This window comes from Roseovarius amoyensis (assembly GCF_003260265.1).
Classification (GTDB): domain Bacteria; phylum Pseudomonadota; class Alphaproteobacteria; order Rhodobacterales; family Rhodobacteraceae; genus Roseovarius; species Roseovarius amoyensis.
Window position 1 is genome coordinate 118,963 of sequence record NZ_QITQ01000008.1, and the last position, 26,178, is coordinate 145,140.

A 26,178-nucleotide genomic window follows, 5' to 3' on the forward strand; every position below is an offset into this window, starting at 1 on the left:
AAGTGACATGGAAAAACCTTCGACACACGGCGATCATCACCCGCAGGGCAATCCGCCGAGGCCGCCCTCGTTCTGGAAATCACGCGCGGGCATCTACCTGATCTTCGCGCTTGTCCTTGGCGGACTTCTGCTGGGTTACGAGCATCGGGTGCACATTCTGGGCAGTGGGTTGCTGATCTGGCTGCCGTTGCTGCTCTGTGTTGGCATGCACTTCTTCATGCATGGCGGGCATGGAGGCCACGGCGGACATGGCAAGGGAGATGATCAATGATGACTGATGCAGGTGCATCGTATGGCCTTTGGCTTCTGGTCTTCATCAACTCGGCTGTCTTCATCATTTTTGCCTTCAGCTTTTTCAAGCCGCAAACGTCCCGAGACTGGCGGAGTTTCGGTGCATTCAGCGCCTTTGTCTTGGCACTGTTCACCGAAATGTACGGGTTTCCGTTGACGATCTTTGTGTTGTCCGGCTGGTTGCAATCGACATGGCCGGATATCGACTGGCTAGCCCACGATAGCGGCCATCTGCCCGAGATGATGTTCGGCTGGAAGTCGAACCCGCATTTCGGACCGTTCCACCTGTTGAGCTTCGCCCTGATCGGCGGAGGATTCTGGCTGATCTCGGTGGCATGGCACCATCTGTGGAATGCACAGCGGCAGGGCCGGTTGGCCGTCACCGGGCCCTATGCGAGGATCAGACATCCCCAATACGTGGGGTTCATTCTGGTCATGCTCGGATTTCTCGTTCAATGGCCGACCATTCTGACAGTGGCGATGTTCCCGGTACTGGTCTGGATGTATGTTCGACTGGCACGCAGCGAGGAGGCCGACACCCGCGCCCGTTTTGGACAGGTCTATAAGCAATACGCGCAGTCAGTGCCATCGTTTTTTCCAAGGTTTGCGGGGGCGGGCAGTGAGCAGGGCGGCCGCAAAATCTGAGGATGTGCGGAAATGAGGTCTGTAGCCAGAATTGCGAATTGTCCCCATTGTTGATTGCATTTTGTGCCTATTGCCCGCGAGAGCTGAAGGCAAGTAGGGTTCGTTCGGGTGCGATAGTGGAACTGCAGGAATAGGTTCTGGCCAGAACGGTGATGGGCCACAAGAATTGAAAAATCTGAAAACAGGCAAGAACTAATATGCAGCATAACCAGAAGAACAGCGATTATCGCGAAGGATCAATCAGCCTTGGCGGTGCCGTCGCGATGGGTACAGGCGTGATGATCGGGGCGGGCATCTTTGCGCTGACCGGGCAGATAGCCCAACTGGCCGGACCGCTTTTCCCGCTGGCCTTCATCGCCGGTGCCATCGTGACAAGCTTCAGTGCATACAGCTATATCAAGATGTCGAACGCCTGGCCCTCGGCGGGCGGGATCGCTATGATCCTGCAGAAATGCTATGGATCAGGCGCAGTCGCGGCGGGAGCAGCGCTTCTGATGGCGCTGAGCATGGTGATTGCAGAAAGCCTCGTGGCAAGGACATTTGCCACCTACGTCCTGCGCCCCTTCGACATCACCGGCGGGCCGCTCGTCCCCATCCTGGCGGTTGCAGTGATCGTTTTCGCGTTTCTCGTCAATATCGCAGGCAACCGCTCCGTAGGGCTGTTTTCGCTGATCATGGCGGCAATCAAGATCGGCGGCATCGCTCTCTTTGGTATTGCCGCTCTGTGGTCGAGCGGATTTCAGTTCGCCGCCGCATCGCAGACGGCCGAGCCATCAGGGATCGTGGGGTTCATTGCCTCTGTCGCACTGGCCATCCTTGCGTTCAAGGGTTTCACGACCATTACCAACAGCGGCGGAGAGATCACCGATCCCCATCGCAACGTGGGCCGCACGATCATGATCTCCATCGCGATCTGCGTGGTTGTCTACCTGCTTGTGGCGTTCGGCGTGGGCGCCAGCCTGACACTCGACGAGATCATTGCCGCACGTGATTATTCTCTGGCAGAAGCGGCGGCCCCCGCGCTCGGGCAGGTCGGGTTCTATCTAACCGTCTTGCTGGCCGCCGTGGCTACTGCATCAGGCGTTCTGGCCAGTGTGTTCGCCGTGTCACGGATGCTCGCAATGCTGACGGACATGAAAATGATCCCGCACAGCCACTTTGGCATGTCTGGCACGATCCAGCGCCACATGCTGATCTATACGGTGGTGATTGCCTCGACACTGGCTGTGTTCTTCGATCTGGGCCGGATCGCCTCATTGGGCGCGTTTTTCTATCTCATCATGGATATGGTCGTGCATTGGGGCGTCTTCCGCTTCCGACGCAAGGAGATCGGTGCGGCGGCGCCGATCCTGCTTCTGGCGCTCGGCTTCGATGCCGTTGTGCTCGCGGCCTTCACTGCGATGAAACTACAAAGTGACCCGGCCATCGTGCTATATGCCGCCGTCGGAATTACCGCGGTTTTCATACTTGAACGACTGTATCTATCGCGCTGGCTCGCACCGCAAGGTGTTCACGAAAACTGATGCTAGAGGTTATTCGGACTTTCGCATGGGATACGACGCAAAGGTATCAGACAACGGGGAAATCATATGTGGAAGTAGTCAACTCGATCAAACACGCGCAAGTTGGCATATCACTCTGACACGAGACTGCGCACTGAAGCGGTGTCGAGCGCGTCGAGCACTGCCTGTGGCGTTAGAATCTCCGGTAGAGCGATGCCGGAAGGCGCTCCCGGCCCGAAGACGATATTGAACGGAATGCCGTAGCGGTCATATCGCTCGAGGAACCGCGTGATGTTGTCATCTGGCCGGGTCCAATCCGCTTGCATGGCGATCACGGAACCGTCGCGCAACCGCGCACGCACTGGATCCCTGTCGAGCACAAGAGACTTATTGGCTTTGCAGGTCAGACACCAATCCGCAGTCACATCGACGAACACCGTCTCTCCCTCGGAGACGCGGCGCGCGATGCCGAAGGGTTCGAAATCCTGCCAGCGAGACATCGCATCAACCCCCGCAGTGGTGCGGTCGGGCGTTGAGGTGAGGCCTGCCCCGAAAATCGCCAGAAAAACACAGGCGCTCAGAACCGCACGCCGTACCCATTGGCTTGCCTGTCGGATTGATGCCGCAATGATGAACATAGCTGTGAGTGCCGAGATGAAGGCAGCTGCCCGCCAACCCGCCACGCCGACAAGAACGAACAAAAGCCAAGCGGCTGTTGCCAGCAACAGACCGCCAAGAAGGAGCCTGACCAGAAGCATCCATCGCCCGGGCCGGGGCATCCGCGTGACCAACTCGGGACGTGCGGCAATGACGAGGTAGGGGAGGGCCAGTCCAAGACCGAGCGCTGTGAATATCACCATTACGTCCAGTGGTGTGCCCGCAAGCGCAAAGGTGATCGCGGTGCCCAGGAACGGGGCGGAACACGGCGTTGCGAGGATGGCCGCAAGCAGTCCGGTGCCAAAGTCTGAGATGTACCCGGCTCTGGCACTGCTGGCACCCAGGCGGTCTTGAAGGGCCGCGGGCAGGGTTATCTCGAATGCACCGAGGAGATTGGCGGCAAAGACGGCGATGACCATGAACATCAGAGTCACGAAGACCGGATTTTGGAACTGTATACCCCAGCCGACGGATACTCCGATCCATTGAAGAAACACTAAGGCAGCCGCAAGCGCCCAGACAAATGTCAGTACCCCCAAAGCTGAAAACAGGAATCCGTTGCGCGTCATCTGCCGGGTTTGACCGGTTGCCTTCAAAACAGATGTGAGCTTGATCGATAGAACGGGTAACACGCAGGGCATGACATTCAGGATCAGACCACCGAGAAAGGCGATGGCGGCCACCGCCACGACTTTCAGCACACTCGTTCGAGGGTTCGCGCTTGCAAACGGTGGGGCAGGGGGATCCGAGGTAAGAGTGATCGGCGCCGTGATTGCACGTGCGGTGTCTGTGATCGTCACCGAAGGCTCTGCGTGCTCTTCGGTCCAGGCGTTGATCGGTATTTGTGCCCAGAGTTCCGTTCTATCGCGATCCAACCGGATATCTGGTTTGCCAAAGGTCACAAGGGGTCCGAATTCCGGGAACACGTCGACCTCACCGAACGGTTTGTCGCTCGTTGCCACAACGATGAGAGCCGAGGCGCGCGCATCGAGGGCCGTGACCGATATTCTGATGTCGCTGTTCTCGGGTACCGCGGGAACGCGATCGGCATAAGTGGCAATCTGGCGAGCCGAGTTTGTATCGATCCCGATGCCTTGTGGCAGGGCGAGTGAAAGTTCGAAGTCATGGGGCACACAGACAGTCGAACATGTCAGCAAGGACACGCGGGCACGCAGTTCCAGAGGGTGGCCGGCGTCCTCAAGTCTCGCCCGGATCGGCAAGACAACCTGACCTGAATAGCCGAAGTTCTCGATCCCGAAAGCCTCGAAACGTTCCGGCGCGGGCCAGAGGAGTTCCGCAGACCTCAGATTGGTCGAACCAGCCCAGTCGAGTTTCGGTGCCAAGCCAACCTCGCCGGGCGTGCGCCAGTATCCCTTCCAGCCCTCGCCGTACTCCAGGGCCAATCCGAGTGAGACGAAGGCGGCATCTGGCGCAATCCCCTCTTCGGCCGAGATCAGACGCGCGGTTACGGCGGGGTTTGAAAAGGTCTCGGATTCGGCAGCCTTGACGGCATCGGATAGGAAGATGCCCATGCAACCGAGAAAGAAGAGCAGAGGCCAAGCCCCGAGGTGAGAAACCCGGACGGTCATTTGGATGAGCATGCGGTCAACGCAAAGCGCCAGGCAGGCTTGCCAAGGCCGCCTCGAGATCTGTCACCGGCAATCCGCGTTCGATCCAGCCTAGCCCCTTCGGTGATCCCAGCATGCCTTCCGACACATCGATGAAGCCCGTGTAGCCGGCTCGTTTCAAGACGCTCAAAAGACGGCCGCTGCGCCCGCCGGTGGCACAGATCAGCGCAATGGGTTTCTCGCCTGAAAAATCGCGTGCGGCGAACAAGCGCTGCTCGAACCCGGGTTCGTGCATACTGATCGGCCATGCGGCTTTTGCGACACCTGTTTCCACCCATTCGGGGCGCGATCGAATATCAATCAGGGAAATCTTGTCCTGCGCCAATGCGTCGGCCGTCTCGGCAGCCGTCCATATCTCACGCGTCGCGGCCGCAGCGACCTGGGGCCCCACGACCCACGTCGAGGCAAGCAGGATGAAGCACCGCCTATCCATATTGCCTCCACCGTCGATTGACGAGAAACGCCAAGACTTCCCGGGGCGAGCGTTGCAGCCTATGCAGCCGTACAGACATCTCGCCAACCCTCTTCGCGCTCCAACTCGATGATCTCGCGAACCATTCTGTCGCTGATCTGACCCTGGACGACTGTACGGCCGATCACGAGGGCCGGCGTGCCGACAAAGGCGAACACGCGTGCAAGCGCTGCACTCTTTTCCAGCTCGCGCGTGATCTCGGCACTCTCCATGTCGGTGATCAATTTCTTGCTATCGACGCCAATGTCATCGGAGAGGCGGGCAAGGTATTCCGGCGATGCTTGGAACGGCGTTGTCATCAAACGTTCGTGGAAAGCGACGTACGCGCCTTGCCGTTTCGCCGCAAGAGCTGCCTTGGCCGCAAGATTTGAGCTGTCGCCGAGGAGCGGCAATTCATGCCACGCCACTGCGATCTTGTCTGGCATCTCGCTCGTCATGTCGGCCAATCGTTTGGTTTGCACCCGGCAAAAGGGGCAATAGTAGTCCGAGAACGACGCCATCGGGACCTGGATAGGCGTGGGAGTCAGACCACCGTAAAGGGCCGAACAAATATTCTCGGAGACGCGCTCCAAGGCTGCGGCTTTCTGCGCCGCCACTTCGATGCTGTCCGCCGTGCCCAAGCCTACCAAAGGATCGAAGCCGCCTGACGTCTCACCCGCAACGAACTTGCGAAATCCTTCTGGTCTATCGAGCGCCTGCAACTCCAGTTTTTCCGGCAGCAAAGAGGAGACTGTGCGCAGGGCGGCGTACCCTGCGATGATCACACCGATCGTCAAAAGCGTTGACCGTTTCTTGGAGTCCATCTGATGCCTGATCTGACCTCGTTACCTTTCGGTCGTACTGCGACGTCTGATAAAAGGTCAACTCTACAAACTGATACATTTCCGGTCGTGAAAACAGGATGTTGAGCGAGTATCAAAGTATCACCGGATAGGGATAACGATCGGACAAAGAGGTGGACATGTATCGATTGGGAATAATTGCAGCGCTCTTTGCGACACCTGCCGTGGCCGATCCAGATGACTATGGCCACATGTCGGGCTGGGGATACGGGATGGGGATGATGTTTGGTCCAATCCTTTGGATCATCGTTTTGGGATTGGTTGTTGCCGGTGTCGTTTGGTTTATTCGCAACATGGATGGAGGAGCGACAAAGGCTGAAAAGTCCGATGCGATGAGCGAACTCGATCTGCGCTTGCCCAAGGGCGAAATTGACGCAGAGGACTACACCGCTCGAAAGAAGCTACTGACCGGCGAGTAGTGAATTGGGCACCTGTGTTCACTACTAGGCTTGGGAAACTCACGACGTACCCCTGGTACTCAACCAGTCTGACTCTATGAGGTACAAGTGACAGAAAAACAACTCGGGATGCTCGCTGCAGGTGGATCGGCTGTGCTCTTGCTCGCCGCATTCATCTTTCAGGCGCTCGGATATGCGCCCTGCGCGATGTGCATCTGGCAGCGGTATCCTCACGCCATTGCCATCGTTATTGGCGCGCTTCTGATGGTTGGTTTGCCCATCTTGCTGCTCTTGATGGCAGGTGCTGCCGCGGCCCTCACGACAGCGGGCATCGGGATTTTCCACACCGGCGTCGAACGGGATTGGTGGGAAGGTCCGACAGCGTGCACAGGCTCTGGTCTCGATATATCGAACTTGTCAGGTGCGGACCTTTTGCCCTCCGCGTCATCCTCACCATCAAACTTGGTGATGTGTGACGAAGTCGCGTGGGAATTCCTGAATCTATCTATGGCGAGTTGGAATGCGCTTTGGAGTTTCGTTCTAGCAGGGCTCTGGATCATGGCATTGGCCAAAGCAGCGCACGCTTATCGGCCACGTGAAAATCACACGCTGACCTAGCCATGAAGACGCGCCATTACACTCGCAGTGAGCGTCAGGCACAGAACTGTCAAAAGGAAGGCAAACAAAGCAACCACAACAGCCCCCGCTTTTTTCGGCAAAAGTCTGACGAATGGTCTCAGGATCAGTGAGTCTTCCGCCGCGGTGACATAGAGCGGCAGCGCACTTACCAGCGTAGCATACAGGTAGACCCCGGAAATATTTTCAAAGTGTGCGGACCGCGCCAGTGTGGGCGCAACCACTGACAGAGCCGTGGCCCGACTACCTCCAAATGAGCCGAACCAACTGGCGGAGAGCACATATATGAAGGCGTGGAGAACGAGAAAGAGAGCGACGCGGATTACAAGATCGAGGAGAATGTACGACGCCGGATCACGGCCATTGGCGTCCTTGGCATTCAACACCGCAAACAGAAAGAAACCGACGTAGTTGACGATAAAGATGACCGGCAGCCCATTCGTCAGAACCTGCCTGAAAAATCGTGATAGCGCCGGTCCACCGTCCATCAACGCCGAAGCAAATCCAGGCGCACGCATGACATAAACGAGCAAGACCGGCAGGAGACCGATCAGGCTGAAGACCAAGACGTTCATTACAAATTGCACGCCCGGCATTTTGGTTGAGAAGAACCGTTGCATGTGAGCAGGTTGGCATGTCGGGAGACAACAGTCGACTTTCTCTGCGACCATCATTTATTCACATAAACTTTATTATGCGACTTTATACTTAGCGTTGCGATAGTATATTATTGTATGTATGCTGAACTCCTATCACGGAGGCTCCACAGCATGCGCCATTTACTCAAGAAGCTCCTCCCCTCGGTCGCAGTCGCTTTGACCGTGACAGGTTCTTCGCTGCCAATACCCGCCCGCGCGCAGACATACCCGATCGATTGCGCGATCCTCTTGTGCCTGTCTGGCGGCTGGCCTGCTTCCGTCCCTTGCGCCCGAGCCCGCGCCGAATTTATCCGGCGGATTACACCTTGGCCGGTCGAACCACCGCTGCAAATCTGGCGCTGTCCCATGGGCGCCTCCTACGAGAACGATCGGTTACAAAACAACGCTGGCGGCATCTTTGAAGCCTTGTACCGAACCGACAGCCGTCGACCGCTTCAATCCTTGCCAGTAGATAATCTCGTTCCCACCGACCTCGCCCTGCGGCTCGTTCAGGACCGCGCGGACATCGATATCAGCGGGCCAGAGTTCAATTTCGTGCGTTCCATCCGCGTCTTCGATGTACGGTATGCACGACAGCACGAGTCCGGGCGCGATGGTGACTGCAACCGAAGCGCGACCGTGGTTCTCGGCACCTATGGGACCCAAGGCGATTTCTCATGGCAGCGATCTTCCATAACTGCCCTGCCCGAGGCGCATGTGGGACTTGAACGTTGGGGCCAGAATTGCCCGGGTATCTATCACCGATCTGTCTTCGTCGATTGGCGTGACTATGAGGGCAACTACGGCTTCGAACAGGTGAACTACTAGCGCTGACAAAGACAGCGGCACTATCAAACTGCGGAAATTTGAGCGTGCTAAGTTACTCAAATACCAGCCGTTCGCTGCTGTCTGTGGTAAGGTCCGGAGGGCGGACGGAGTGAGGTTTCGCTGCGATCGCCCCAACGGCAGGTTTCAGCGCATCGCAACCGCAGCGAAAAGCAGTAAGTCGGTGAGCCGACCTTAGTTGCTGTTGCGAATGATGCAATTCCACACAGCGAAACCGGACATTTGACGCGTTGGAATACCGAGGCTGGATTTGTTCGGCTGTTTTACGATACCGGGCAGGTGACGCCATTGGGACAATGCACGCAAGTATTATGATACACGTGGTAGGGTGCCAAAGCTGTCTTCCAAGGCTTTCGCTACCCTCAGAAGCGCGAATTCGGCAAAGGCGGGCGCTGCGACCTGAAGACCTATGGGAAGGTCCGATCGGTCATTTCCAACCGGAATTGAGATCGCGGGCAGTCCCAGAAGGTTCCAAGGATAGGTCAGGCGCCATGAGACGGCGAGCACGCTTTCTTCCTCGCTGCCGACGCGAACCCGCCTTTCGCCAACTCGCCATGCCGTCAATGGAAGTGTAGGGCTCACCACAACATCGATCTCTTGGAACTGCATCGCAAAGCGTTCGCCCAGTAACCTTCTATAGCGCTCGGCGGTCAGGTAGTCGGCCCCCGAAACGAACCGGCCGATCTCCACGAGTGTGCGCACGTCGGGTGAAAAATCGGCCACATTCCCATCGCGGAGGCGATGATCGTGATATGCAGTAGAGGAGGCGAGTTCGATCGCAAAGATGGCGCCGAGTCCACCGTCGAGTTCGGGTACGTCGAACTCCGTGATCCGCGCTCCCTGCGCGGAGAGTGAAGATAGAGCGCGCTCCGCTGCGTCCTCCACGTCAGGTGTTAGTCCGTCGAAGAAATGCCTGCGACAGACACCGACCCTCATCCCGGACACGCCGGACTCTAGTGCATCGGCCCAGTGCGGAGCCTCTTTTCCCACTGCGGCGGGATCATCGGGATCAGGCCCCGACATGGCAGCGGTCAAGATCGCCGCATCTTCTACCGTTGCGGCAAGCGGGCCAGCATGATCCAGCGACCAGCTATGCGGAACAATGCCCCCGCGGCCAATCAGGCCAAAGGTAGGTTTGAGGCCAACGCAGCCGCACAAACTTGCGGGAATGCGGATCGACCCACCAGTGTCAGATCCGAGCGCTGCAGCACAGAGGCCTGCGGCCACAGCAGCGCCAGAGCCGCCACTGGATCCGCCAGGAACGCGTGAAAGGTCGCGCGGATTGCGCGTTGGCGGTGTTTCCATGCCCCAGGCGTATTCATGCATCCGGGTCTTGCCGATCATGAGCGCCCCTGCTTTGCGGAGGCGTGCCACCGCCGTGGCGTCTCTCAGGGGCAAGTCCAGCCCTGCAGCTGCCGTGCCGGCTGTCGTTGGCATATCTTGCGTCAGGTAGTTGTCCTTTACGGCGATCGGGATGCCATGCAGAGGGCCGCGCCATTTTCCAGCCGCAATTTCCTTGCCCGCCTTCTCTGCATCCGACCGTGCCGCGGCGTTCAGATGCACGAAGGACGAAAGCGCCGGATCATGCGTCGCGATCCTCTCCAGATAAGCATCAAGCAGGTCGACCGGATGAAGCCGACCGTCCCGCAGCGCCGGCGCGAGGTCCGATATTGGCAGGGAATATGCCGCTTTGGTCATGGCTCAGGTTCCGGTTTCGGCTCAGGCGCGTAGACGACTGCGGGATGAGTCTCGCCCAGATCTATGGCTCGCATCTTTGCGATCTCTGCCCGGATCTCGGCGAACATCAATGCAAGCTCGCGCAGTCTTTCGGGTGGAAGGTCAAGATCCAGCAGGCGAACGGGATCGAGTGGATCGTCGGGCATAGTGTCTCTCTGATCGTTAGGGCGTCCGATTCCCCCCGCCTCCCGGGCGGTTGGGCGGCGGTTTCAGCAACATATCGACCACGGCTTGGTCCGGCGGCGCCGCGATGCCGCCACGGCGCGGCATGCCTGCAACGAATGGCGCAAGCTGTGCTGTCGAAACGGTCAGGACACGGCGTAATTCTGAGATCGGTTCACCGTGTTCATCGACACGAAGATCAACTCTCGGATAGGCTTCTTCGTTCGCGATCAAAAGGGCGGCGGACTGTCGCCCCCGCTTGTCGCCACCTGCGCGTTGGGCGCCTTCGAGCGCACGCATCAGGCGCTCTTCGAGCGGCAGATCCGTCGTCCCCTCGAAGGCGGTAACCATCGCATCGAGCGTGCCAGGACCAGTCAGCATATTTCCTTGCACGGCATAATGCGCACCCGTGCGCTGTCCAAACCAATCCGTACAGTTCGTTCCCGTAAAGGCAGCAGCACGGCCCTGCGTACCAATTACGCCAATCTGACGAAAGTCTTGCGCATCGTCATCGGCGAGAACCTCGTCAAGGGCGTTCTGCGCTGTCGCACCAGACGCCATCCTGTCCAGCGCGTCCCGCGCAAGATACGGGTTGACCCAGCTTTGTGTGCTGGCGATCCCGACCTTTGGCTGGAGTACGAGGCAAATAGCGCCGACCGCCGGGACGGCCGACGCGACACAAGCGCCTAACTCTCTGGTCCGGGCACACCGACCGACGAGAGAATAGGTGTTGAATTCGGGTCCACGCATCTTCGTCACACCTTGAGATGTTCGGCGAGCGCCGATGCAGCGGACGGATCTCCGGCCGCACCCTCCTCCACGATCTCACCGAGCTTCAGCACGGCGTAGCGATCCGCGACCTTGAGGGCGAAGGCCAGGTGTTGCTCGACAATCAGAATTGCGCAGCCAAAGGTCTCGCGGGCTGTCGAAAGCGCCTCTGCCATACGGGCAATCATCGTTGGCTGAAGGCCTTCACTGATCTCGTCTATCAGCATTACTTTCGGTTCGGCCAGAAGCGCGCGTGACATCAAAAGCATCTTCTGCTCGCCGCCCGAAAGCGTTCCCGCACGCTGTTTCAACCTCTCGAGCATGCGTGGAAACACGTTCTCCAACCTGTCGACCCGCGCATTAAATACAGTATCGGACGGAGCGCCAAGCCTGAGGTTTTCTTCAACGGTGAGATCCTGAAAAATCGTGAACTCCTGCGGGGCGTAGGCGATCCCGTCCCGCGCCATGAGATGTGGCGAGCGACCCGTGGAATCCTGCCCGGCAAAGGAGATTGCGCCTTCTCGTGCTGCTACGAAGCCCATAATCGTCTTAAGAAGCGTGCTTTTTCCCATGCCGTTCTTGCCCAGAATGGCGAGGATCTCACCTTCGGCAAGTGAAAAGGACACGCCGTGCAAGACCATGGCACCACCATATCCTGACACCAGCCCCTCGGCAGACAGAAGCGGAACCCGGGTCATTTCACGCTCTCCGCGTCCTCGCCCGCGTAGACCGCCTTAACGAGATCCGAGTTAATCACTTCCTCGACCGTTCCTTGCATGAGCAATGCGCCCTGGTGCAGCACAACGATGCGCGAGGAAATGTCGCGTACGAAATCGAGATCGTGCTCGATCAAGACGATGCACAAGCGGTGGTCGTTGGCCAGTTTAACCAAGACGTCACCAATTGCTGTGCGCTCGGCCTTGGTCAAGCCTGCCGTCGGCTCGTCAAGAAGCAGCACTGAAGGTTCCGTCGCCAGAACCATCGCAAGTTCCAGCCCTCGCTTCATGCCGTGGCTGAGGTTACGCGTCTCTAGCGTCATCGCATCGGCCAGCTCGGTTGCCCGCAAGATAGCCAGCGCGGGCTCTGGCAGGTCGAGGCTTTCCCGGCGGGAGAATTTCTGTGCCCCGTCGGTTTTGAAGCGTGCCAGCATAAGGCACTCGCCCACAGTCAGGGTGTCGAACAGGTTGGTATTCTGGAAACTCCGTCCCACGCCAAGCTTTGCCACCCTGTGCGGCGCAAAGCGGCCTATCTCTGCACCGTTGATGAAGACCTTACCACCAGATCGCTCTCCGCCATCCGAAACGCAGCGCATGAAGGTGGTCTTCCCGGCGCCATTCGGCCCCACGATTGAGAGTATCTCTGCCTTTCTCGCCTCTAATGAGATTCCATCGAGCACCTTGAGACTGCCGTAGTGGCGTTGGAGCCCTTCGGTGCGGAGCGGTACTTCGACATCCTCGGAGGCATGGCTGCCCGGATTGATCGCCTTGACCGAATAGCTTGAGACATGTGGTGCACCGACCAGGTTCAACGCCTGTCCGGCAGCACGGAGGCGTCGGCCAATGATGGGCGCAAGGCCTTCGGGCAGAAAAACGATCACCACAATGAAGGCGATGCCTACTAGCAGCGTCCAGAGGAAGGGCAGAGCACCCGTCAAGTAGGATGCCGTCACATCGATGCCGATCGCGCCAAATATAGGCCCCAATAGAGTCCCGCGACCACCCAGAGCTGTCCAGATCAGCAACTCCGTCCCTAGTAGAAATCCGCCGAGTTCCGGTGCAACGACATTGGTAAAGGCGGAATAACCGAAGCCTGCGCCGGCACCGATGGCGCCAGCAGCAACCATCAAAGTGATTTTCACACCGGAGACGGGGATGCCAAGATAGGCGCAACGGTCCTCGTTCTCTCGGATTGCGACGAGCAAGCGCCCGAAATCGCTTTTGACGAATATCCAGGCGACCGTTGCCACGAGAACGAGGTAGGTTCCTGCGATCCAGAACCAGGTCTCGAACGCCCAGTAGTAGGTGGGGAAAGCTGAAAGGCCACTTGACGAGCCTGTGAACCGCCCGCCGGCAAAGATCAGCTGCACGAAAACGATAGGCAGAGCGAGCGTGATGATCGAGGCGTAGAGCGGAGAGGCGCCATGATAAAACGCCAGCCATCCGATGAGCGCAGCAACCACCATCGCTGTACCCATACCTGCCAGCAGCGCCCCAATCGCCCAGCCGGGTCCGAAGCCGTAGTGAGTGAAGGTCAATGCGCAGGCATAGGCGCCGATGCCGAAGAAAGCCGACTGGCCGAAGGTCAGGATGCCAGTGTAGCCCCACAAGACATCGACTGTCATCGCGAGTGCTGCCAGAAAGAATGCGCGAATAAGGATGTTGGTTGTATACGTGTCGAGCACGAATGGCCCCGCCGCAATAACGGCAAGCGCTACGAAAGCCCCAATAAGAGCGGTGCGCAGCGGCCTGCGCCGGGACATCCTTCGCGGTGATGCATCCGATTTGGAAAAATCAACCAAAGCTCAGCCCCCGCGGATTGATCCTTAAGATCGCTGCTGCAAGCACAACAATTGTCATGCCGCCGAGGATGGGTGAGACGAAGGTTGAGACAAGCACCTGAGCGCTGCCGAGGAGAAGGGATGCAAGCAGGAGGCTCGGGATCGAGACTCCAGACACCAGTACGAGCATGAAGGAATTAACGAGCCATGGCAGACCCATGTTCGGGTCGACTGACAGCAATGGAGTGATCAGCGCGCCCGCGGCGCAGGCCAACCCCGCACCGAGGCCGAATGTGAATGCCCTAACGCGCGCGCTGTCAATCCCGAGGCCACGGGCGAGCGTTTCGTTCATAATCACGGCCCGGGCGTTCAATCCGAACCGGGTCAGATAAAGAAGTGCCGTCAGGCCAGCGCCGATTGCAAGCGCGATCCCCGACACTGCGAGCCGGTAGGCCGAGTAGTCGATCGCACCAAGCGTCAGGGTACCTTCAAGTGGACTGGCGGCGAATTGAACTTCGCGCCCAAAGCCTAAGGTTATGAGTTGCCCAATTACGATACCGAGACCCCAGGTCGCAAGAATCGCGTCTAAGGGCCGGTCATAGAGTGGCCTGACGATGAAGCGCTCGATCAGGAGCCCTCCGAAAAAGCCAAAGATCAGCGCCAGAGGCCCCGAGAGCCATGGCGAAACCCCTGCATCGGTCGTCAGCATTGCCGTGTACCCGCCGACGGTCAGAAAGGCGCCGTGCGCAAAATTGATCAACTTCATGACGCCGAGGATAATCATGAGACCCGCCGCGACAACGAAAAGGATCAGGGATGTCGTTAACATGTCGAGAACAAGTATCGCCATCAGACCGCTCCGATTATTTGCGTTTGTTCGACGTCGCACCCGGTGTACGGCCCGCTACGCGCTGAGCCTCGTTACCAGACTGGCGGTGGGGCCCGGACCCCACCGCCATTTTCTATCAGCCAGCGAATTGCGGGCACTGCTCGCCCGGGTCAACGTCCTCGAAAGTCGATATGACTTCTACGGACCCATCGGCCTGCACCTGACCCAGATACATCGTGAGCGGGGCGTGCCGCTGCGCGTTCATCTGGATCGTTCCGCGCGGCCCGGTCACCGCCACATCGTCGAGCGCATCGATGATCGCCTGTGGTTCCACCGAGCCTGCCATCTCTGCCGCAGCCTTGTAGGCATAAATCGCTTCATACTGGGGCACGCTGAGGTCGTTCGGGGTCTTCAGGTCTTCACCGAACTTCGTCTCCATTGCAGCAAGAAAGTCCTGATTTTCGTCGCTGGGGATCGACGTGAGGTAGGATGCCGCAATGTAGATTCCGGTGGCATCGCCTCCCATGGTCTTGGCTGTGCCCTCATCCACAGCGAGGTTGCCGTAGGGAATATTGACGCCTGCCGCGCGCAGCTGCTTGGTCAGCGTAACATTTGGCGCGCCGCCTGCCGTGGAGGTGATAAGAGCGTCGGGTGCTGCGGAACGCAGTTGCGAAATAATCGCGGTCCAGTCGGACCCGTCCATTGGGAGATATTCTTCACCGAGGATTTCGCCGCCATTGGCTTCCACGTAAGTACGCGTGAATTCGAGCATCCCTCGACCGAAGGCATAGTCGGATCCGATTAGGAAAAAGGTCTTGGCCTCATATTCGGCCATGAAGTGGTCAACAATCGGTGCAACCTGCTGCTCGGGCACCCAAGCATTGATATACATCCACGGGCTGCACGAGCGGCCTTCATAGAACGATGTGTAGATGTACGGAACTTGCCCGCGATTGACGATTGGGAGTCCGGCGTTTCGGGCAGCAGAAGTTTCCATCGAAATAAGAACGTCTACTTCGCTCTGGAAAACGAGGCTGTCGAATGCACGCTGCGCGCCCTGGGCCCCCGAGCCGTCATCGGCAACTACGAGTTCGATTGGGTGGCCGAGGATGCCTCCAGCCGCATTGATCTCTTCGGCGGCAAGCTCTGCGGATTGGACGACCGAAGGCGCCACCACGCTGTTGGCCCCGCTCAGGCCAACCGGAATTCCGATCTTCACCGGTTCTTCCGCCAAGGTGCTGCCAGCGAACGCGCCGATCGCTAGCAGCGTTGCCGCGCTCAGTTTCTTGATAGACATGATTTAACCTCCGTATCGATTTGTGTGGGTTGTTATTGCCATCCGGGTGCAATCGTGGAGCCAAGGACCTCGCCGTAAAGATCGCTGCGTCGGTCGCGAAGAAGCTGATTGAATTCGTTGAGCGTGCGCCCCCTGCGTGCCTCAGCGAGGTTCACCTCGGCCAGCAGTATCGAGCGATCATCCTTCGGCGCCGGGCCTGCGACGGGCCAGCCTTGATTGTCTACGATTACGCTTTGCCCAATGAATGGTTGACTGCGCTCCACTCCTATCCGGCAGGCGGCAGCGACAAACAAAGAGTTCGAGTGTGCGGCTGCCATGCAGAGAATATTGCTCATCGCCATCATGTCCTCTGGCTGACTTGGCATCGGTACCCAGTTCGTTGGAACACAAACGAGATCGGCGCCCTGAACGGCCAGCAACCGCCATGCCTCCGGAAACCATCCATCGTAGCAGATCAAAGCGCCGATGCGTCCAAGTCTTGTTCGAAAAACCGGAAAACCAACATCACCGCGTTCGAAGAAAAGCGCTTCAGCGCCCCACAAGTGCGTTTTGCGGTAAACGCCGAGCAGGCCGTCCTCGGGTGTTATCACTGCGGCGCTGTTGTAAAGGCTTGCGCCATCGCGTTCGGAAAAGCCAGCTACGATGTGAAGGTTCCGACGTGCCGCCACCTCGGACCATGCTCGGATCGACGGCGACTCCGCCGCCTCAGAGCCAAGCGAAAACGCTTCCTCTCGCGTCTCAAATACGTAGCCGCTGTCGGACAGTTCCGGGAGAACGGCGAGGTCGACGCCAGCGTCCGCAGCGTCTTCAAGCATCGCGACACTCTGTGAAATATTACCCTTTTTCGCACCGACCAGCGGTTCGAACTGCAGACATGCAATCTTTGTCAGTGCTTCATGCGCCGCCATTCTCTCCCCACTTCAATGTTGCACTTTTACCCAAATCAGACTCACCATGAGAAGAGCGTTCAAGGGAGTCAAGAAACTTGAATTCCTGAGCGGGCAGCATGATGATTCAATGGATACCGCTTAATTCTTGTGCGTTGATTCCGCCGAAATGCCTAGAAAGTGGGCGGCGTATTCACCCAAAGAATTCTTGCGACAGCGTCTCCCATATTGCGGTAGCCATGTGAAAGGTTCGAATTGAAGTGGAAACTGTCTCCGGGCGCGAGCAAGAAGCTTTCTGACCCGACAGTCAGCTCCAGTTCCCCCTCGAGCACATAACCCACCTCTTCGCCCAAATGCGCGATGGTTCCGTCAGAAGCTCCGCCGGGAAGCACGATGTGAATGTTGGCCTGCAGCGATGTTTCGTTGCTCTGGGCAATAAGACTTTCCAAAATTATACCATCCCCGACACGAAGCGTGTCGTGACTGAGACGAGGGCGACTTCCGCGCTTGCTGACGATTGACTGCGGGTCACCGTCCTCGAACATTGCGGTCACGTTGACACCGAGGGCTGCCGTTAATCCTCGCATGATCGTGAGTGACGGCATGACCCGTCCGGTCTCGATTTTCGAGATCATGCTTTCCGAGCAGCCCGCCTCAAGCGCAACAGCACTCAGGGTCAGGTCGCGTGCCCTACGAAGGCGCCTAAGCTTTCGGCCAATATGTTCGCTTGCCATCGATCAATCCTTCGGACCATTTGTGTATCAAAAATCTTGAACAATGGACGGGAGCAGAACAAGCCGAAACACGTGTGCCGTAACTCTGGCGACCCAACGCGCTAACGAAAGCAATGGTGAAGCTGCATCGAAGCGCCGAAACGCCTCTCAGAACTCAACTCTGGGCCGTCCTCATTGAATAAGCGGTGCGCACCGTTTGGCCGGTTTGTTCGCAGATTACCAGTTCGCCGCCCGCTCGATTTCGCGACCGCGGCGAAAGTCTGTTCTGGTGGGCCGCACCGCAGCGACCGACCTCGCCGATAAACGTGTTGTACGGGCCGTTCTTACCATAATCAATGGCAGCAATGCGCGGTTCGCGCCCGTTCAAGCGTAGCGCAGCATTTGTCGAAGTGGGCTCCTTCGAGACCTTCGCTGCCATCTTCTCCAATGACCGGTACGCTCGCAGACCCTTTCCATCAATATGAAATGGCGGCTGCCTGAGAAGCCTATCCACTGTCACTTTTTCAAATCCGCATGAGTGCATCGAAGTCGATTTCTTGCTTCTGTTCGTCACTTATATCCGGCCGGGTTTCCGATACCGGCCGGGGCCCTTGGACGTCCCACATCACCGCATGTGATCCTGTCCTCCAGCGATAAACCCAACCAACAACACTGCACCCATCGGTCCCGATCAGATTGGCGATCGCGACGCCCTCACCCTTATCGTCGTTCACTGTTTACTGACTTCCTGCACTGTGGCGCTGCGAATTGCGGCGTGGGGTTGCAGAGCGTTTACTACGACCGCGCGCCGGGCTTCTTTGATGTTGGCTAACTGGTCCTCGAGGAGGGAATGATCATCAGACAGGGAAAATGGATTCCCGCGTTCTCAACAATTCATTGGCTTCAAATCCTGTGGTCGGGCTCCGTGGCGGCTTCGACAATCGACAGGACTTCATCTTTATCAAAGCCAATGACCCTCGCCAGAACTGTAAACTCCACGACGTCGATACGACGCTCGCCACTTTCGAGACGTGCGACAAACGACTGGTGGCGTTTGAGCTTCGCCGCCAACTGCTGCTGGCTGAGACCCGCATTCTGACGTGCATCAACCAACGCACGGACGAGCGCCAACTGGCCATTTGTTCTGATTGTCTTTGCCACGCGTCACATACCTTTTGTGACGTCGCTAGCGGATGAAATCTGTTATCTAAAAAGTAGATATTTGAGGGTGTTACCGGCGTCTGGTTTCCATGGGCTGCAAGTCTGATGCACACCCAATCGCCCATCAATCCCCCACCAGTTCCAGAAACCGACCGTAGTCCTGACTGACTTCGCGGGCTTCTTCGAAGGCGCGCGCGCGCTCCTGCTCGAGGCAGCGGAAGTAGTCCTGAATGTCCGTTATGTAGACCTCAAAGTCCCGTCGGATGATGTCGGCATAATCCCGAGCGGCCTGCGAATCGCTTGGAACGAACGGCTGGACCGGGGCGAGGCATGACCCGGCCTCGCTTGCGACCGGAGCGAGCATCAGCAAGGCCACAGCCTGTATCTTCACCCACCGGCTCAACCACAGGTTTCTGAAACCCCTATTTTCCTTGATAGACTCCATTGGCCGTGCCTAGTGTTTGTGTAACCGAGATACAGCCGTATCTGTCGCAATATATCTTGCGATTAATAATATACTATCGTAACTCTGGGCTTCAAGTGGGAATGCCTGGGGTCGCGCCATTGGAGAAAGCGTGAGCCGGGCCATGAACTGGGACATCGAAGCACCAAATGTGGTTACGGAAGCCAGGTTCCGCGAACTCGTGGAAAGCGGCTATAGCGCAGAAATCCTGTGCCAGGAGTCGGCACACAAGAAGGGCCCGAGCTATTACGGGGTCTGGATCATGCGCGTCGTCTCTGACAAGGGCGTGGAGAAGCTGCTGGTCACAGCTCGTACCCGGACGACCTATAACGACATCAAGATCCGCGAATTCAAGACCATCACGGGCGTCGTGTCCTTCCTCATCGGGATCGGCTTCTCCCATGCCGATGTTCCGCTCGAAGAAGGCCAGCGGACAACGCACAAGCTGGCCGCGACCGACAAGGGCGGCAGCCAGTAGTCTCCTCCTTTTCTGGTTTCTGGCTGGTCCCGCTACTGCGCAGATGGTGCTGGTCATGGAGAGCGACGGCTCCCTGACACCGTCCCGCTCCCAGAACAGCTTTGCCCGCAACTACAATGACGGCGTCGGCCAGGGATCTGCGGCCGATGGGCTGGCGATCCTTGGTGAGGCCGAAACTGCGTCTGAACCTGACGCGCTGCGTTTTGCAGCCCTTGCCCGACCAGCACCCCTGCCCCGCGCCGATATCCTCTCGGCCATTGAAGCCACCGCCCTGCGCTATGCTGGCCATCCCGGTCTTCGCCGCGCCGGGCTGTCCGTCACGGATTGGCTGACCCTCTATCGCGCCAATATCGAGGTCGAGAGCGCCTATCGACAGGATGCGATCTCGCGCGCGGGCGCTATAGGCCTTGGTCAACTGATGCCAGCAACCGCGCGCGATCTCGGAGTCGATCCGCGCGATCCGCTGCAAAACCTCGACGGCTCCGCCCGCTATCTCGCGATGATGTTGGAGACATTCGGCGATCGGCGTCTTGCGCTCGCGGCCTACAACGCGGGGCCGGACGCCGTGCGCCAACACGGTGGCATTCCCCCTTACCGAGAAACCCAGAACCACGTGGCCCGCGTCATGGCCGTCGTGGCCCGATTGGAAGGATCAAATTCATGAAGCACATATCTAACCTGTTTATTGCGTCGCTCGCGCTCTTCCTGCTCGTCGCAGAGCCTGCGCTTGCTCAAAGCATCGATCTCTCCCCGATCCAGAGCCTGTTACAGGGCATCGTCGATGCGCTGACCGGCCCGCTTGGTGTTGTCATCGCCACGCTCGCCGTGCTGGGCGTTTTCTTGAGCTGGTTCTTCAACATCATCGATCTGCGCCAGGCACTCTGGGTTCTCGTCGGGATCGCCGGTGTTGCCGCCGCCCCCACCATCGTTGCCGCGGTTTTTGCCGGTGGCTGAGCGCGCGCCTCTCTTTCTCGGCCTCGTGCGGCCGCCGAAGCTTCTGGGCCTGCCCATCATGTACGCAATGGTCTGGCTTTTCGGTTCGGTGCTGCTTTTCGTCTGGGTCCAGCACATCGCCGTGCTGGGCATGGCCGCCCTGCTCTACCCCGTGCTCTGGAAGGCCGCGGACTGGGACCCGCGCTTCATCGACGTGATGATGACGGCCCTGCAGGAAACCCCGCCAACGCGGAACCACTCCATTCACGGCGGGGACAGCTATGCGCCCTAATACAGCCTCGGACGAAACGCTTGATCTCCGCACGATGACGCCGGACTGGTATGCCCGCGAAACCCGCCTCGCGCATATGCTGCCCTATGTCAGCCTGGTCGATGACCGCACCGTTCGGACGCGGGTGAACGAACTCTTCCAGTGCATTCGGCTCGACGGGGTCAACAGCTACACGACAGATGATGCCTATCTCGACAAGGTGACCGCGCTTTTCGCCCGGATCATCGCGCAGCTGGGGCCGGAGTTCAGCTACTACGTCCACAAGGTCTCGAAAGCGATCAGGCCGGACCTCGAGCCTGTGCGTGACGACAGTTTTGCGGGAGAAGTTGACCGCCTTTGGCGCGCGAAACTCGAGACCAGCGGGCTGCGCGACAAGACGCTGACGCTCACCGTCATTCACCGCCCGCCTCCGAAAAGTCTCCTGCCGTTCCTGAGCCGCAGCGCGCCGGACCGACTGAAGGAGGAGACCCGCAAACGCCTGCAGCGCCTCGGTGAGGCCGTGAACGTCTTCCTCTCGGGGCTTACCGAGCTCAAGCCGCGCCTGCTGTCGGCTGCATCGGGGGAATTGGTGGGGTTTCTGGGCGCACTGAACACGGGGCAAGAGCTGCCGCTCTACCCGGCAAACACCTACGGCTTTTTGTCCGTCAACGTCGCCAATACCCGCGTGACGTTTCATGGCGATCATTTCGAGCTCTCCGAAGGCGTCGTGGGGCATCGCTACGGCAAGAGTTTCACCATCGGAGAATACTCGGAAGGCACCTCCTGCACCATGTTCGACATGCTGAACCTGCCGGTCGACATGATCGTGACGCACTCCTTCACGCCGATCAATTCGAACCTCATGGCGGGCCGCATCAAGCGGCAAAAGCGCCAGATGCAGGCCAGCCAGGACGCCGCCCTCTCGCTTCTGGAAGCCCTCGACATCGCCGCCGATGATCTCGAGGCCAAGCGCCAAAGCTTCGGCGAGCATCACATGGTCGTGACGCTCTTCTGCGACACGCTCGAAGAGCTGCAGACGCTGAGCGCCGAAATCGTGAACGCCGCCGCGACCGAAGGCGTGAAGATGATCGGCGAGCGGGTCGCCGCAAAGGCCCACTACCTCAGCCAGCACCCCGGCAACCAGCCCAAGCGCGTGCGTGCCAGCGCCGTCACCAACCGCAACTTCGCGGATTTTGCGGCCTTCCACCGGACACAGCTCGGCAAACCTGCAGCACTTACCCCCTGGGGCCGGGTCGTCACCTATTTGCCCACGCCGGAGCAGAGCGCCTACCGGTTTTCCTATCACGAGCAGGGATCGCCCGACAAAGAACCGACCAGCGGCCATACCCTGATCATGGGGCGGCCCGGGTCAGGCAAATCGGTGCTGTCAGCCTTTCTGATGACCCAGGCCCGTCGCGCAGGGGCGCGGATCTTCGTCTTCGATTACCGTCTTGGCATGGAGATGGCGGTGCGCGCCAATGGCGGGCGCTACGCCTCCCTGAACGCAGGCCAGCCCACGGGCCTCAACCCGCTCTGGACCGAGACCGATGCGCGCGGCACCGCCTGGCTCTCGGACTGGCTTGCCACGCTGCTTTACCGCGCTGACAAGCCCCTGACGCCCGCACAGACCAACCGCATCCAGGAAGTCGTGCGCCAGAATGCCCAAGCCTCCAATCCGGCCCTGCGGAACTGGCGGGATTTCGCATCGCTTTTTGTGTCCACCGATGATGGCGGCGATCTGCACCAGCGCCTGCTCGAGTGGACCGAAGACGGCCGCTATGGCTGGATCTTCGGGCAGAGCCTTGAGGACACCTTTTCACTCAAAGGCGATGTCGTGGGCTTCGATCTGACCGGCATTCTCGACAGCGAGGCCGAGAAGGAGCGGATGGCGGTCCTGTCCTATCTTTTCCGCCGGGTCGAACGCGAGATCGAGGACCGCCGCCCCACCATCATCGTGATCGACGAGGCCTGGAAGGCCCTCGATAACGCGTATTTCGCCGAGCGGCTCTCGAACTGGCTCGTGACCGCACGCAAACAGAACACCGTCGCTGTGATGATGACGCAATACGCCAGCCAGCTCGAGCGCACCCGAACCGGCAAGACCATCGTCGAGGCGGTGCCGACGCAAATCCTGCTTCCGAACATCCGCGCCCATGCGGCCGACTACGCGATGCTGAACCTCACGGAGAAGGAGCTCGACGTCCTTCTCAACACGGGCAGCAACAGCCGCTTGGCGCTGATCCGCGACGATCAGGGCTCGATCGTCGTCGATGCCGATCTGAGCGCGCTTGGACCCAATCTCACCATCCTTGGCGGCATGGAAAAGGGCGAAGCGCTTGTCGGCTCCGATTACCGCGACCGCCCAGATTTTTGGAGGCTTTCATGATCCGTTTATGGCGTTTTGAGATTTCACCAAATAATCCTGCATCGTTCTTCGCGTTCGAGCGCAGCGAGAGGCAGCGAACAAACGATTCAAGACAATCTCGAAACGCCAAACTGTTGCTCTTGGCTGCGCTCGGCGCGCTGGCCTCCTGCACCCAGTACCGGGAACCGCAGGCGAACTGCTTCACATTCCTCGCGTCCACGGCACCTGTCGCGCCTGATTGTGACTTCACGCCCCTTGGCGCACCGGAGGGCGACATTGAAGTCTAGCCTGCCTCATATCCTGGCACTTTGCCTGCTGCCCGGTCTCGCCTTGTCTCAGGGCGTGCCGACCAATGACAGTGGGCTGACCGCGCGTGACATCGTCGAGACAGGCGATCGCGAGGCTGACTTGGCCGTTCAGGCGGACAAGCTTGCCGTGCGCGAACTCATTGCCGAGATCGAACGCGACCAACTGGAAACCCTGCAACGCATCCTCGATGCCCAGACCAGCTTCGCCGGTCAGGGCTTGCCGGCTATGGTCTCGGGGCTGGAAAGCGGCAGCGGGGATCCGGCCCGATCAGTCGAGGCGGTCTATGGCAATGCCGACATCGACCCCAATCCCGGCGGTGCGCAGATGTTCGGCGACGCCGCCGAGAACATCGAGCAGCTCATCATCCGCGTCGCCCAGGAAACCAGCGGCTTTGCGGGAGTTGGCCGCGCAGGGCTCTCACCAGTCCAATGGCGGGCACTGCTGCAAGCGCTCATATGGCAGGAAAGCCGCTTCACCATTGGGGCACGCTCTCCCGTCGGCGCCTTTGGCCTCACCCAGATTATGCCCGGTACGGCCAGCGATCTCGGCATCAACCCAGATTACTATGACAGCCCCTACCTGCAGGTGCATGGCGGCGCGCGCTATCTCGCCACCCAACTCAACACCTTCGATGGCAACATCATCAACGCCCTCGCGGCCTACAACGCCGGACCCGGTCGGGTTTTCGAGTATGGCGGCGTTCCGCCCTTTCGCGAGACCCAGCACTACGTCCAGGTCATCCCCGAACGCTATAACCTCTATTTGACCCGTATCGGCGGGATCGAAGCGCTTGGCACGATCGATCCGGCGCTTCTCGCCAATGCCAACCTCTCGCTCACGGGTCATGGGGCGGCCTTCTACGGCAACAACTCGCCCCAAGCGATCCGTCAGGCCTCCCTGCGCATCCGCGACATCGTCGAACGTATTTCCGAGACCGAGGATGTGCAGGAGAGCGTTGCGCTCAACACTTATGCCCGCGCCGAACTCGTGCGTCTCGTGGCTGCCCGCATCCGGCTTCAGGCCGCCCGCACCCGCGTGCTCTCCGCCGAAGAGCTGGCCCAGGCCAGCGCCCGCATGGCCGAAGGCGCGTTCATGGATTTTACGATCAGGGAGATTGAATGATGGGACATCTGCTCTTGAGGACAGCTTTGGCCACGACACTTGGGATTGGCCTGCATCTGGGTGCCCTACCCCCTGCCGCAGCACAAGGTGTACCGGTCGTCGACACTCAGAACATCGCGCAAAACATCCAGCAGCTGCGGCAGATGATCGAGGACGAGATCCTGCAAAACGAGCAGCTGACGCAGCTCCGCGAACAGCTCGGCCTTCTCACGGACCAACTCGCGGAGCTGCAAAGAACCTACGAGGCCCTCACCCGCCTCGCCGAACTGCCTGAAATCATCCGCACCGAGATGGAAGACGAACTCAATGGCCTGCTCGACCAGGAGTTCGGCGACATCCTCGCCACGATTGAGGCAATCAAGACTGGGGATTTCTCCGGCCTGTCCGGTTCTGGCGCAGGCGAGATCGAAACACAGATGGACCGGGTGCTGGCCGATCTCGGATTTGACGAGGACACCCTCTCGGAAATGGCCACGAGCGGCAATCCCGGGGCCAACCGCGTGGCGACGCAGGCCACCACCGGCGCGCTCGTCTCAGCCGCCGCCCAAAACAGCTATGAGGATGCCGGCCAATCGCTCGAGCGGGTCGACCGCCTTGTCGGACTCATCGACGACATGGACGAACTAAAGGAAAGCATCGACCTCAACACGCGGGTGACGGCGGAACTGGCGATCGCGCTCGTGGCCATGTGGCAGCTTGAGGCCGTGCAAACCGTGGGGGACGGCACAGGCGGCGTGATCGATGCCGCCACCATCGCCGAGGAGCAGCGGTTTATGGACTTCACGCTGCCCGAGTTGCGGGCAGACTGATCAAGGGTTGTGACAGGTGGCGAGTGAACAAGAAATCATCGAAGAAGAGCTGGTCTATGGTGCGCTGCGCCGCGAACGGCTCTGGCAGCGCCTTGGGCTCATCGGGCTCATCTTCGGCATTCTCGGATGCCTGAGCGCGGCGACGTTCGCAATTCTCGATGTCGATCCGCCGCCTGTGGTCGTGCCCTATGATCCCGCCACCGGCTTTGCACTCCCCGAAGCCTCGGTCGGCGCCTCCTCGGTGACCGCCAACCAGGCGATCATCGAGGCGGAGGTGTTCCGCTATGTGACCGACCGGGAGGTCTATAACCAGCTCGACAACGATCTGCGCATCCGCAACGTCCTGCGCCGCTCGGACGGGGCCGCCGAGAGCGGGCTCCGCCAGATCTGGAACAGCGCAAATGAAAACTATCCGCCGACCGTCTATGGCCCCAATGCCCGGCTCGACGTGGAAATCCTCAGCATCAACCGGATCGGCACCAACCGCGCCACGGTGCGCCTGCGCAAGCGTCTGACCTCCATCAACGGCACCCAAACCGGGCTCTTCACCGCGACCCTTCTCTTCGAGTTCCGCCCCGAGACCCGCCGCTCCATCGACGAGGTCTGGACCAATCCGTTTGGGTTCACCGTGCTCGAATATTCCATCCGCTCCGACAGATTGGAGAACTGACGTTGTTGTTCATAAGATCTCTTATTGTCCGTCGTCATATAAAATGGGACATCAGAGCGGTTTGCGGATTGGAGGCTCTGGCACGTTTGTGTGATTGATTATGCCGCCTGTTTTTGATGTTGCAAGCGGCGCTGTCGGATTGTCAGTTTCTT

Annotated in this window: 31 protein-coding genes; 15 read left to right on the forward strand and 16 right to left on the reverse strand. The window is 59.1% G+C overall.

Annotation, left to right across the window (positions count from 1 at the left end):
* The first annotated feature begins 7 nt into the window (after nucleotides 1-7).
* From DL899_RS09305 to DL899_RS09315, 3 genes are all read left to right on the forward strand, one after another.
* Nucleotides 8-271 (forward strand): DUF2933 domain-containing protein, encoded by a 264-nt coding sequence (locus tag DL899_RS09305; protein ID WP_111734078.1) that lies wholly within the window; start codon nucleotides 8-10, stop codon nucleotides 269-271.
* A complete protein-coding gene (locus tag DL899_RS09310; RefSeq protein WP_239494658.1) occupies nucleotides 268-936 on the forward strand; it encodes a methyltransferase family protein in 669 nt (222 codons plus the stop codon). The genes DL899_RS09305 and DL899_RS09310 overlap by 4 nt, the downstream gene beginning before the upstream one ends.
* A 197-nt stretch (nucleotides 937-1,133) precedes the next feature.
* Nucleotides 1,134-2,459 (forward strand): APC family permease, encoded by a 1,326-nt coding sequence (locus DL899_RS09315; protein WP_111734080.1) that lies wholly within the window; start codon nucleotides 1,134-1,136, stop codon nucleotides 2,457-2,459.
* 110 nt (nucleotides 2,460-2,569) lie between these two features.
* Here DL899_RS09315 and DL899_RS09320 read toward each other — a convergent pair whose 3' ends face one another.
* From DL899_RS09320 to DL899_RS09330, 3 genes are read right to left on the reverse strand one after another with little or no spacing between them, the layout of a single operon-like run.
* Nucleotides 2,570-4,684, reverse strand: coding sequence for a protein-disulfide reductase DsbD family protein (locus DL899_RS09320; protein ID WP_239494659.1), 2,115 nt, complete (start codon nucleotides 4,682-4,684; stop codon nucleotides 2,570-2,572).
* A 16-nt stretch (nucleotides 4,685-4,700) separates the two neighbouring features.
* Entirely contained in the window at nucleotides 4,701-5,156 is a 456-nt protein-coding gene (locus DL899_RS09325; RefSeq protein WP_111734082.1) for a rhodanese-like domain-containing protein, read from the reverse strand.
* Nucleotides 5,157-5,215: 59 nt separating this feature from the next.
* Complete coding sequence (locus tag DL899_RS09330; protein ID WP_111734084.1) at nucleotides 5,216-5,998, reverse strand: DsbA family protein; 783 nt, start codon at nucleotides 5,996-5,998, stop codon at nucleotides 5,216-5,218.
* Nucleotides 5,999-6,156: 158 nt separating this feature from the next.
* On the opposite strand from DL899_RS09330, the gene DL899_RS09335 reads away from it, so the two are divergent.
* Together DL899_RS09335 and DL899_RS09340 are read left to right on the forward strand one after the other, a co-directional pair.
* Nucleotides 6,157-6,456 (forward strand): SHOCT domain-containing protein, encoded by a 300-nt coding sequence (locus DL899_RS09335; protein ID WP_111734085.1) that lies wholly within the window; start codon nucleotides 6,157-6,159, stop codon nucleotides 6,454-6,456.
* A gap of 87 nt (nucleotides 6,457-6,543) precedes the next feature.
* Entirely contained in the window at nucleotides 6,544-7,053 is a 510-nt protein-coding gene (locus DL899_RS09340; RefSeq protein WP_429000143.1) for a disulfide bond formation protein B, read from the forward strand.
* Here the strand turns inward: DL899_RS09340 and DL899_RS09345 are convergent.
* Nucleotides 7,050-7,691, reverse strand: coding sequence for a hypothetical protein (locus DL899_RS09345; RefSeq protein WP_111734087.1), 642 nt, complete (start codon nucleotides 7,689-7,691; stop codon nucleotides 7,050-7,052). The genes DL899_RS09340 and DL899_RS09345 overlap by 4 nt on opposite strands.
* A 150-nt stretch (nucleotides 7,692-7,841) precedes the next feature.
* On the opposite strand from DL899_RS09345, the gene DL899_RS09350 reads away from it, so the two are divergent.
* The gene (locus DL899_RS09350) at nucleotides 7,842-8,537 is read left to right on the forward strand and encodes a hypothetical protein (RefSeq protein ID WP_239494661.1); all 696 of its coding nucleotides are present in this window, start codon (nucleotides 7,842-7,844) and stop codon (nucleotides 8,535-8,537) included.
* Nucleotides 8,538-8,864: 327 nt separating this feature from the next.
* Here the strand turns inward: DL899_RS09350 and DL899_RS09355 are convergent, their stop codons facing one another.
* The 12 genes from DL899_RS09355 to DL899_RS09405 all read right to left on the reverse strand — a co-directional run bounded on the left by DL899_RS09355 (nucleotide 8,865) and on the right by DL899_RS09405 (nucleotide 18,970).
* The gene (locus DL899_RS09355) at nucleotides 8,865-10,253 is read right to left on the reverse strand and encodes an amidase (RefSeq protein ID WP_111734089.1); all 1,389 of its coding nucleotides are present in this window, start codon (nucleotides 10,251-10,253) and stop codon (nucleotides 8,865-8,867) included.
* Nucleotides 10,250-10,438, reverse strand: a complete 189-nt coding sequence (locus tag DL899_RS19625; protein ID WP_204355285.1) for a hypothetical protein — start codon at nucleotides 10,436-10,438, stop codon at nucleotides 10,250-10,252. Before DL899_RS19625 ends, DL899_RS09355 begins: the two co-directional genes overlap by 4 nt.
* A gap of 16 nt (nucleotides 10,439-10,454) precedes the next feature.
* Entirely contained in the window at nucleotides 10,455-11,204 is a 750-nt protein-coding gene (locus tag DL899_RS09360) for a DUF1028 domain-containing protein (protein ID WP_204355286.1), read from the reverse strand.
* 5 nt (nucleotides 11,205-11,209) lie between these two features.
* The gene (locus DL899_RS09365) at nucleotides 11,210-11,920 is read right to left on the reverse strand and encodes an ABC transporter ATP-binding protein (RefSeq protein ID WP_111734090.1); all 711 of its coding nucleotides are present in this window, start codon (nucleotides 11,918-11,920) and stop codon (nucleotides 11,210-11,212) included.
* Nucleotides 11,917-13,740, reverse strand: coding sequence for a branched-chain amino acid ABC transporter ATP-binding protein/permease (locus DL899_RS09370; protein ID WP_204355287.1), 1,824 nt, complete (start codon nucleotides 13,738-13,740; stop codon nucleotides 11,917-11,919). The genes DL899_RS09365 and DL899_RS09370 overlap by 4 nt, the downstream gene beginning before the upstream one ends.
* Complete coding sequence (locus tag DL899_RS09375) at nucleotides 13,733-14,569, reverse strand: branched-chain amino acid ABC transporter permease (protein WP_111734092.1); 837 nt, start codon at nucleotides 14,567-14,569, stop codon at nucleotides 13,733-13,735. The genes DL899_RS09370 and DL899_RS09375 overlap by 8 nt, the downstream gene beginning before the upstream one ends.
* Before the next feature lie 115 nt (nucleotides 14,570-14,684).
* Nucleotides 14,685-15,845, reverse strand: coding sequence for a substrate-binding protein (locus DL899_RS09380; RefSeq protein ID WP_111734093.1), 1,161 nt, complete (start codon nucleotides 15,843-15,845; stop codon nucleotides 14,685-14,687).
* Nucleotides 15,846-15,877: 32 nt separating this feature from the next.
* On the reverse strand, nucleotides 15,878-16,753 hold the full coding sequence (locus DL899_RS09385) for a nitrilase family protein (protein ID WP_111734094.1): 876 nt from the start codon (nucleotides 16,751-16,753) through the stop codon (nucleotides 15,878-15,880).
* A 152-nt stretch (nucleotides 16,754-16,905) separates the two neighbouring features.
* Entirely contained in the window at nucleotides 16,906-17,466 is a 561-nt protein-coding gene (locus DL899_RS09390; protein ID WP_111734095.1) for a helix-turn-helix domain-containing protein, read from the reverse strand.
* A 503-nt stretch (nucleotides 17,467-17,969) separates the two neighbouring features.
* Entirely contained in the window at nucleotides 17,970-18,179 is a 210-nt protein-coding gene (locus DL899_RS09395; RefSeq protein WP_111734096.1) for a hypothetical protein, read from the reverse strand.
* 169 nt (nucleotides 18,180-18,348) lie between these two features.
* A complete protein-coding gene (locus DL899_RS09400; RefSeq protein WP_028284972.1) occupies nucleotides 18,349-18,606 on the reverse strand; it encodes a helix-turn-helix domain-containing protein in 258 nt (85 codons plus the stop codon).
* A 124-nt stretch (nucleotides 18,607-18,730) separates the two neighbouring features.
* Nucleotides 18,731-18,970 carry a hypothetical protein gene (locus DL899_RS09405; protein WP_204318811.1) on the reverse strand — a complete coding sequence of 80 codons (240 nt, stop codon included), beginning with the start codon at nucleotides 18,968-18,970 and terminating at the stop codon, nucleotides 18,731-18,733.
* Between the two features lie 223 nt (nucleotides 18,971-19,193).
* Between DL899_RS09405 and DL899_RS09410 the strand changes: the two genes are divergently transcribed.
* From DL899_RS09410 to DL899_RS09450, 9 genes are read left to right on the forward strand one after another with little or no spacing between them, the layout of a single operon-like run.
* Nucleotides 19,194-19,547, forward strand: a complete 354-nt coding sequence (locus DL899_RS09410) for a hypothetical protein (protein ID WP_111734097.1) — start codon at nucleotides 19,194-19,196, stop codon at nucleotides 19,545-19,547.
* Nucleotides 19,548-19,590: 43 nt separating this feature from the next.
* Nucleotides 19,591-20,211 carry a lytic transglycosylase domain-containing protein gene (locus tag DL899_RS09415; protein ID WP_111734098.1) on the forward strand — a complete coding sequence of 207 codons (621 nt, stop codon included), beginning with the start codon at nucleotides 19,591-19,593 and terminating at the stop codon, nucleotides 20,209-20,211.
* Nucleotides 20,208-20,501 (forward strand): TrbC/VirB2 family protein, encoded by a 294-nt coding sequence (locus DL899_RS09420; protein WP_035252599.1) that lies wholly within the window; start codon nucleotides 20,208-20,210, stop codon nucleotides 20,499-20,501. Before DL899_RS09415 ends, DL899_RS09420 begins: the two co-directional genes overlap by 4 nt.
* Nucleotides 20,494-20,772, forward strand: a complete 279-nt coding sequence (locus tag DL899_RS09425; RefSeq protein ID WP_111734115.1) for a VirB3 family type IV secretion system protein — start codon at nucleotides 20,494-20,496, stop codon at nucleotides 20,770-20,772. Before DL899_RS09420 ends, DL899_RS09425 begins: the two co-directional genes overlap by 8 nt.
* A complete protein-coding gene (locus tag DL899_RS09430) occupies nucleotides 20,762-23,137 on the forward strand; it encodes a VirB4 family type IV secretion/conjugal transfer ATPase (protein WP_111734099.1) in 2,376 nt (791 codons plus the stop codon). Before DL899_RS09425 ends, DL899_RS09430 begins: the two co-directional genes overlap by 11 nt.
* Nucleotides 23,134-23,403 carry a hypothetical protein gene (locus DL899_RS09435; protein WP_111734100.1) on the forward strand — a complete coding sequence of 90 codons (270 nt, stop codon included), beginning with the start codon at nucleotides 23,134-23,136 and terminating at the stop codon, nucleotides 23,401-23,403. The genes DL899_RS09430 and DL899_RS09435 overlap by 4 nt, the downstream gene beginning before the upstream one ends.
* On the forward strand, nucleotides 23,393-24,547 hold the full coding sequence (locus DL899_RS09440; RefSeq protein ID WP_204355288.1) for a lytic transglycosylase domain-containing protein: 1,155 nt from the start codon (nucleotides 23,393-23,395) through the stop codon (nucleotides 24,545-24,547). Before DL899_RS09435 ends, DL899_RS09440 begins: the two co-directional genes overlap by 11 nt.
* A complete protein-coding gene (locus DL899_RS09445; protein ID WP_111734116.1) occupies nucleotides 24,547-25,356 on the forward strand; it encodes a type IV secretion system protein in 810 nt (269 codons plus the stop codon). Before DL899_RS09440 ends, DL899_RS09445 begins: the two co-directional genes overlap by 1 nt.
* Before the next feature lie 16 nt (nucleotides 25,357-25,372).
* Nucleotides 25,373-26,026, forward strand: coding sequence for a VirB8 family type IV secretion system protein (locus DL899_RS09450; protein WP_111734102.1), 654 nt, complete (start codon nucleotides 25,373-25,375; stop codon nucleotides 26,024-26,026).
* Nucleotides 26,027-26,178 lie beyond the last annotated feature (152 nt).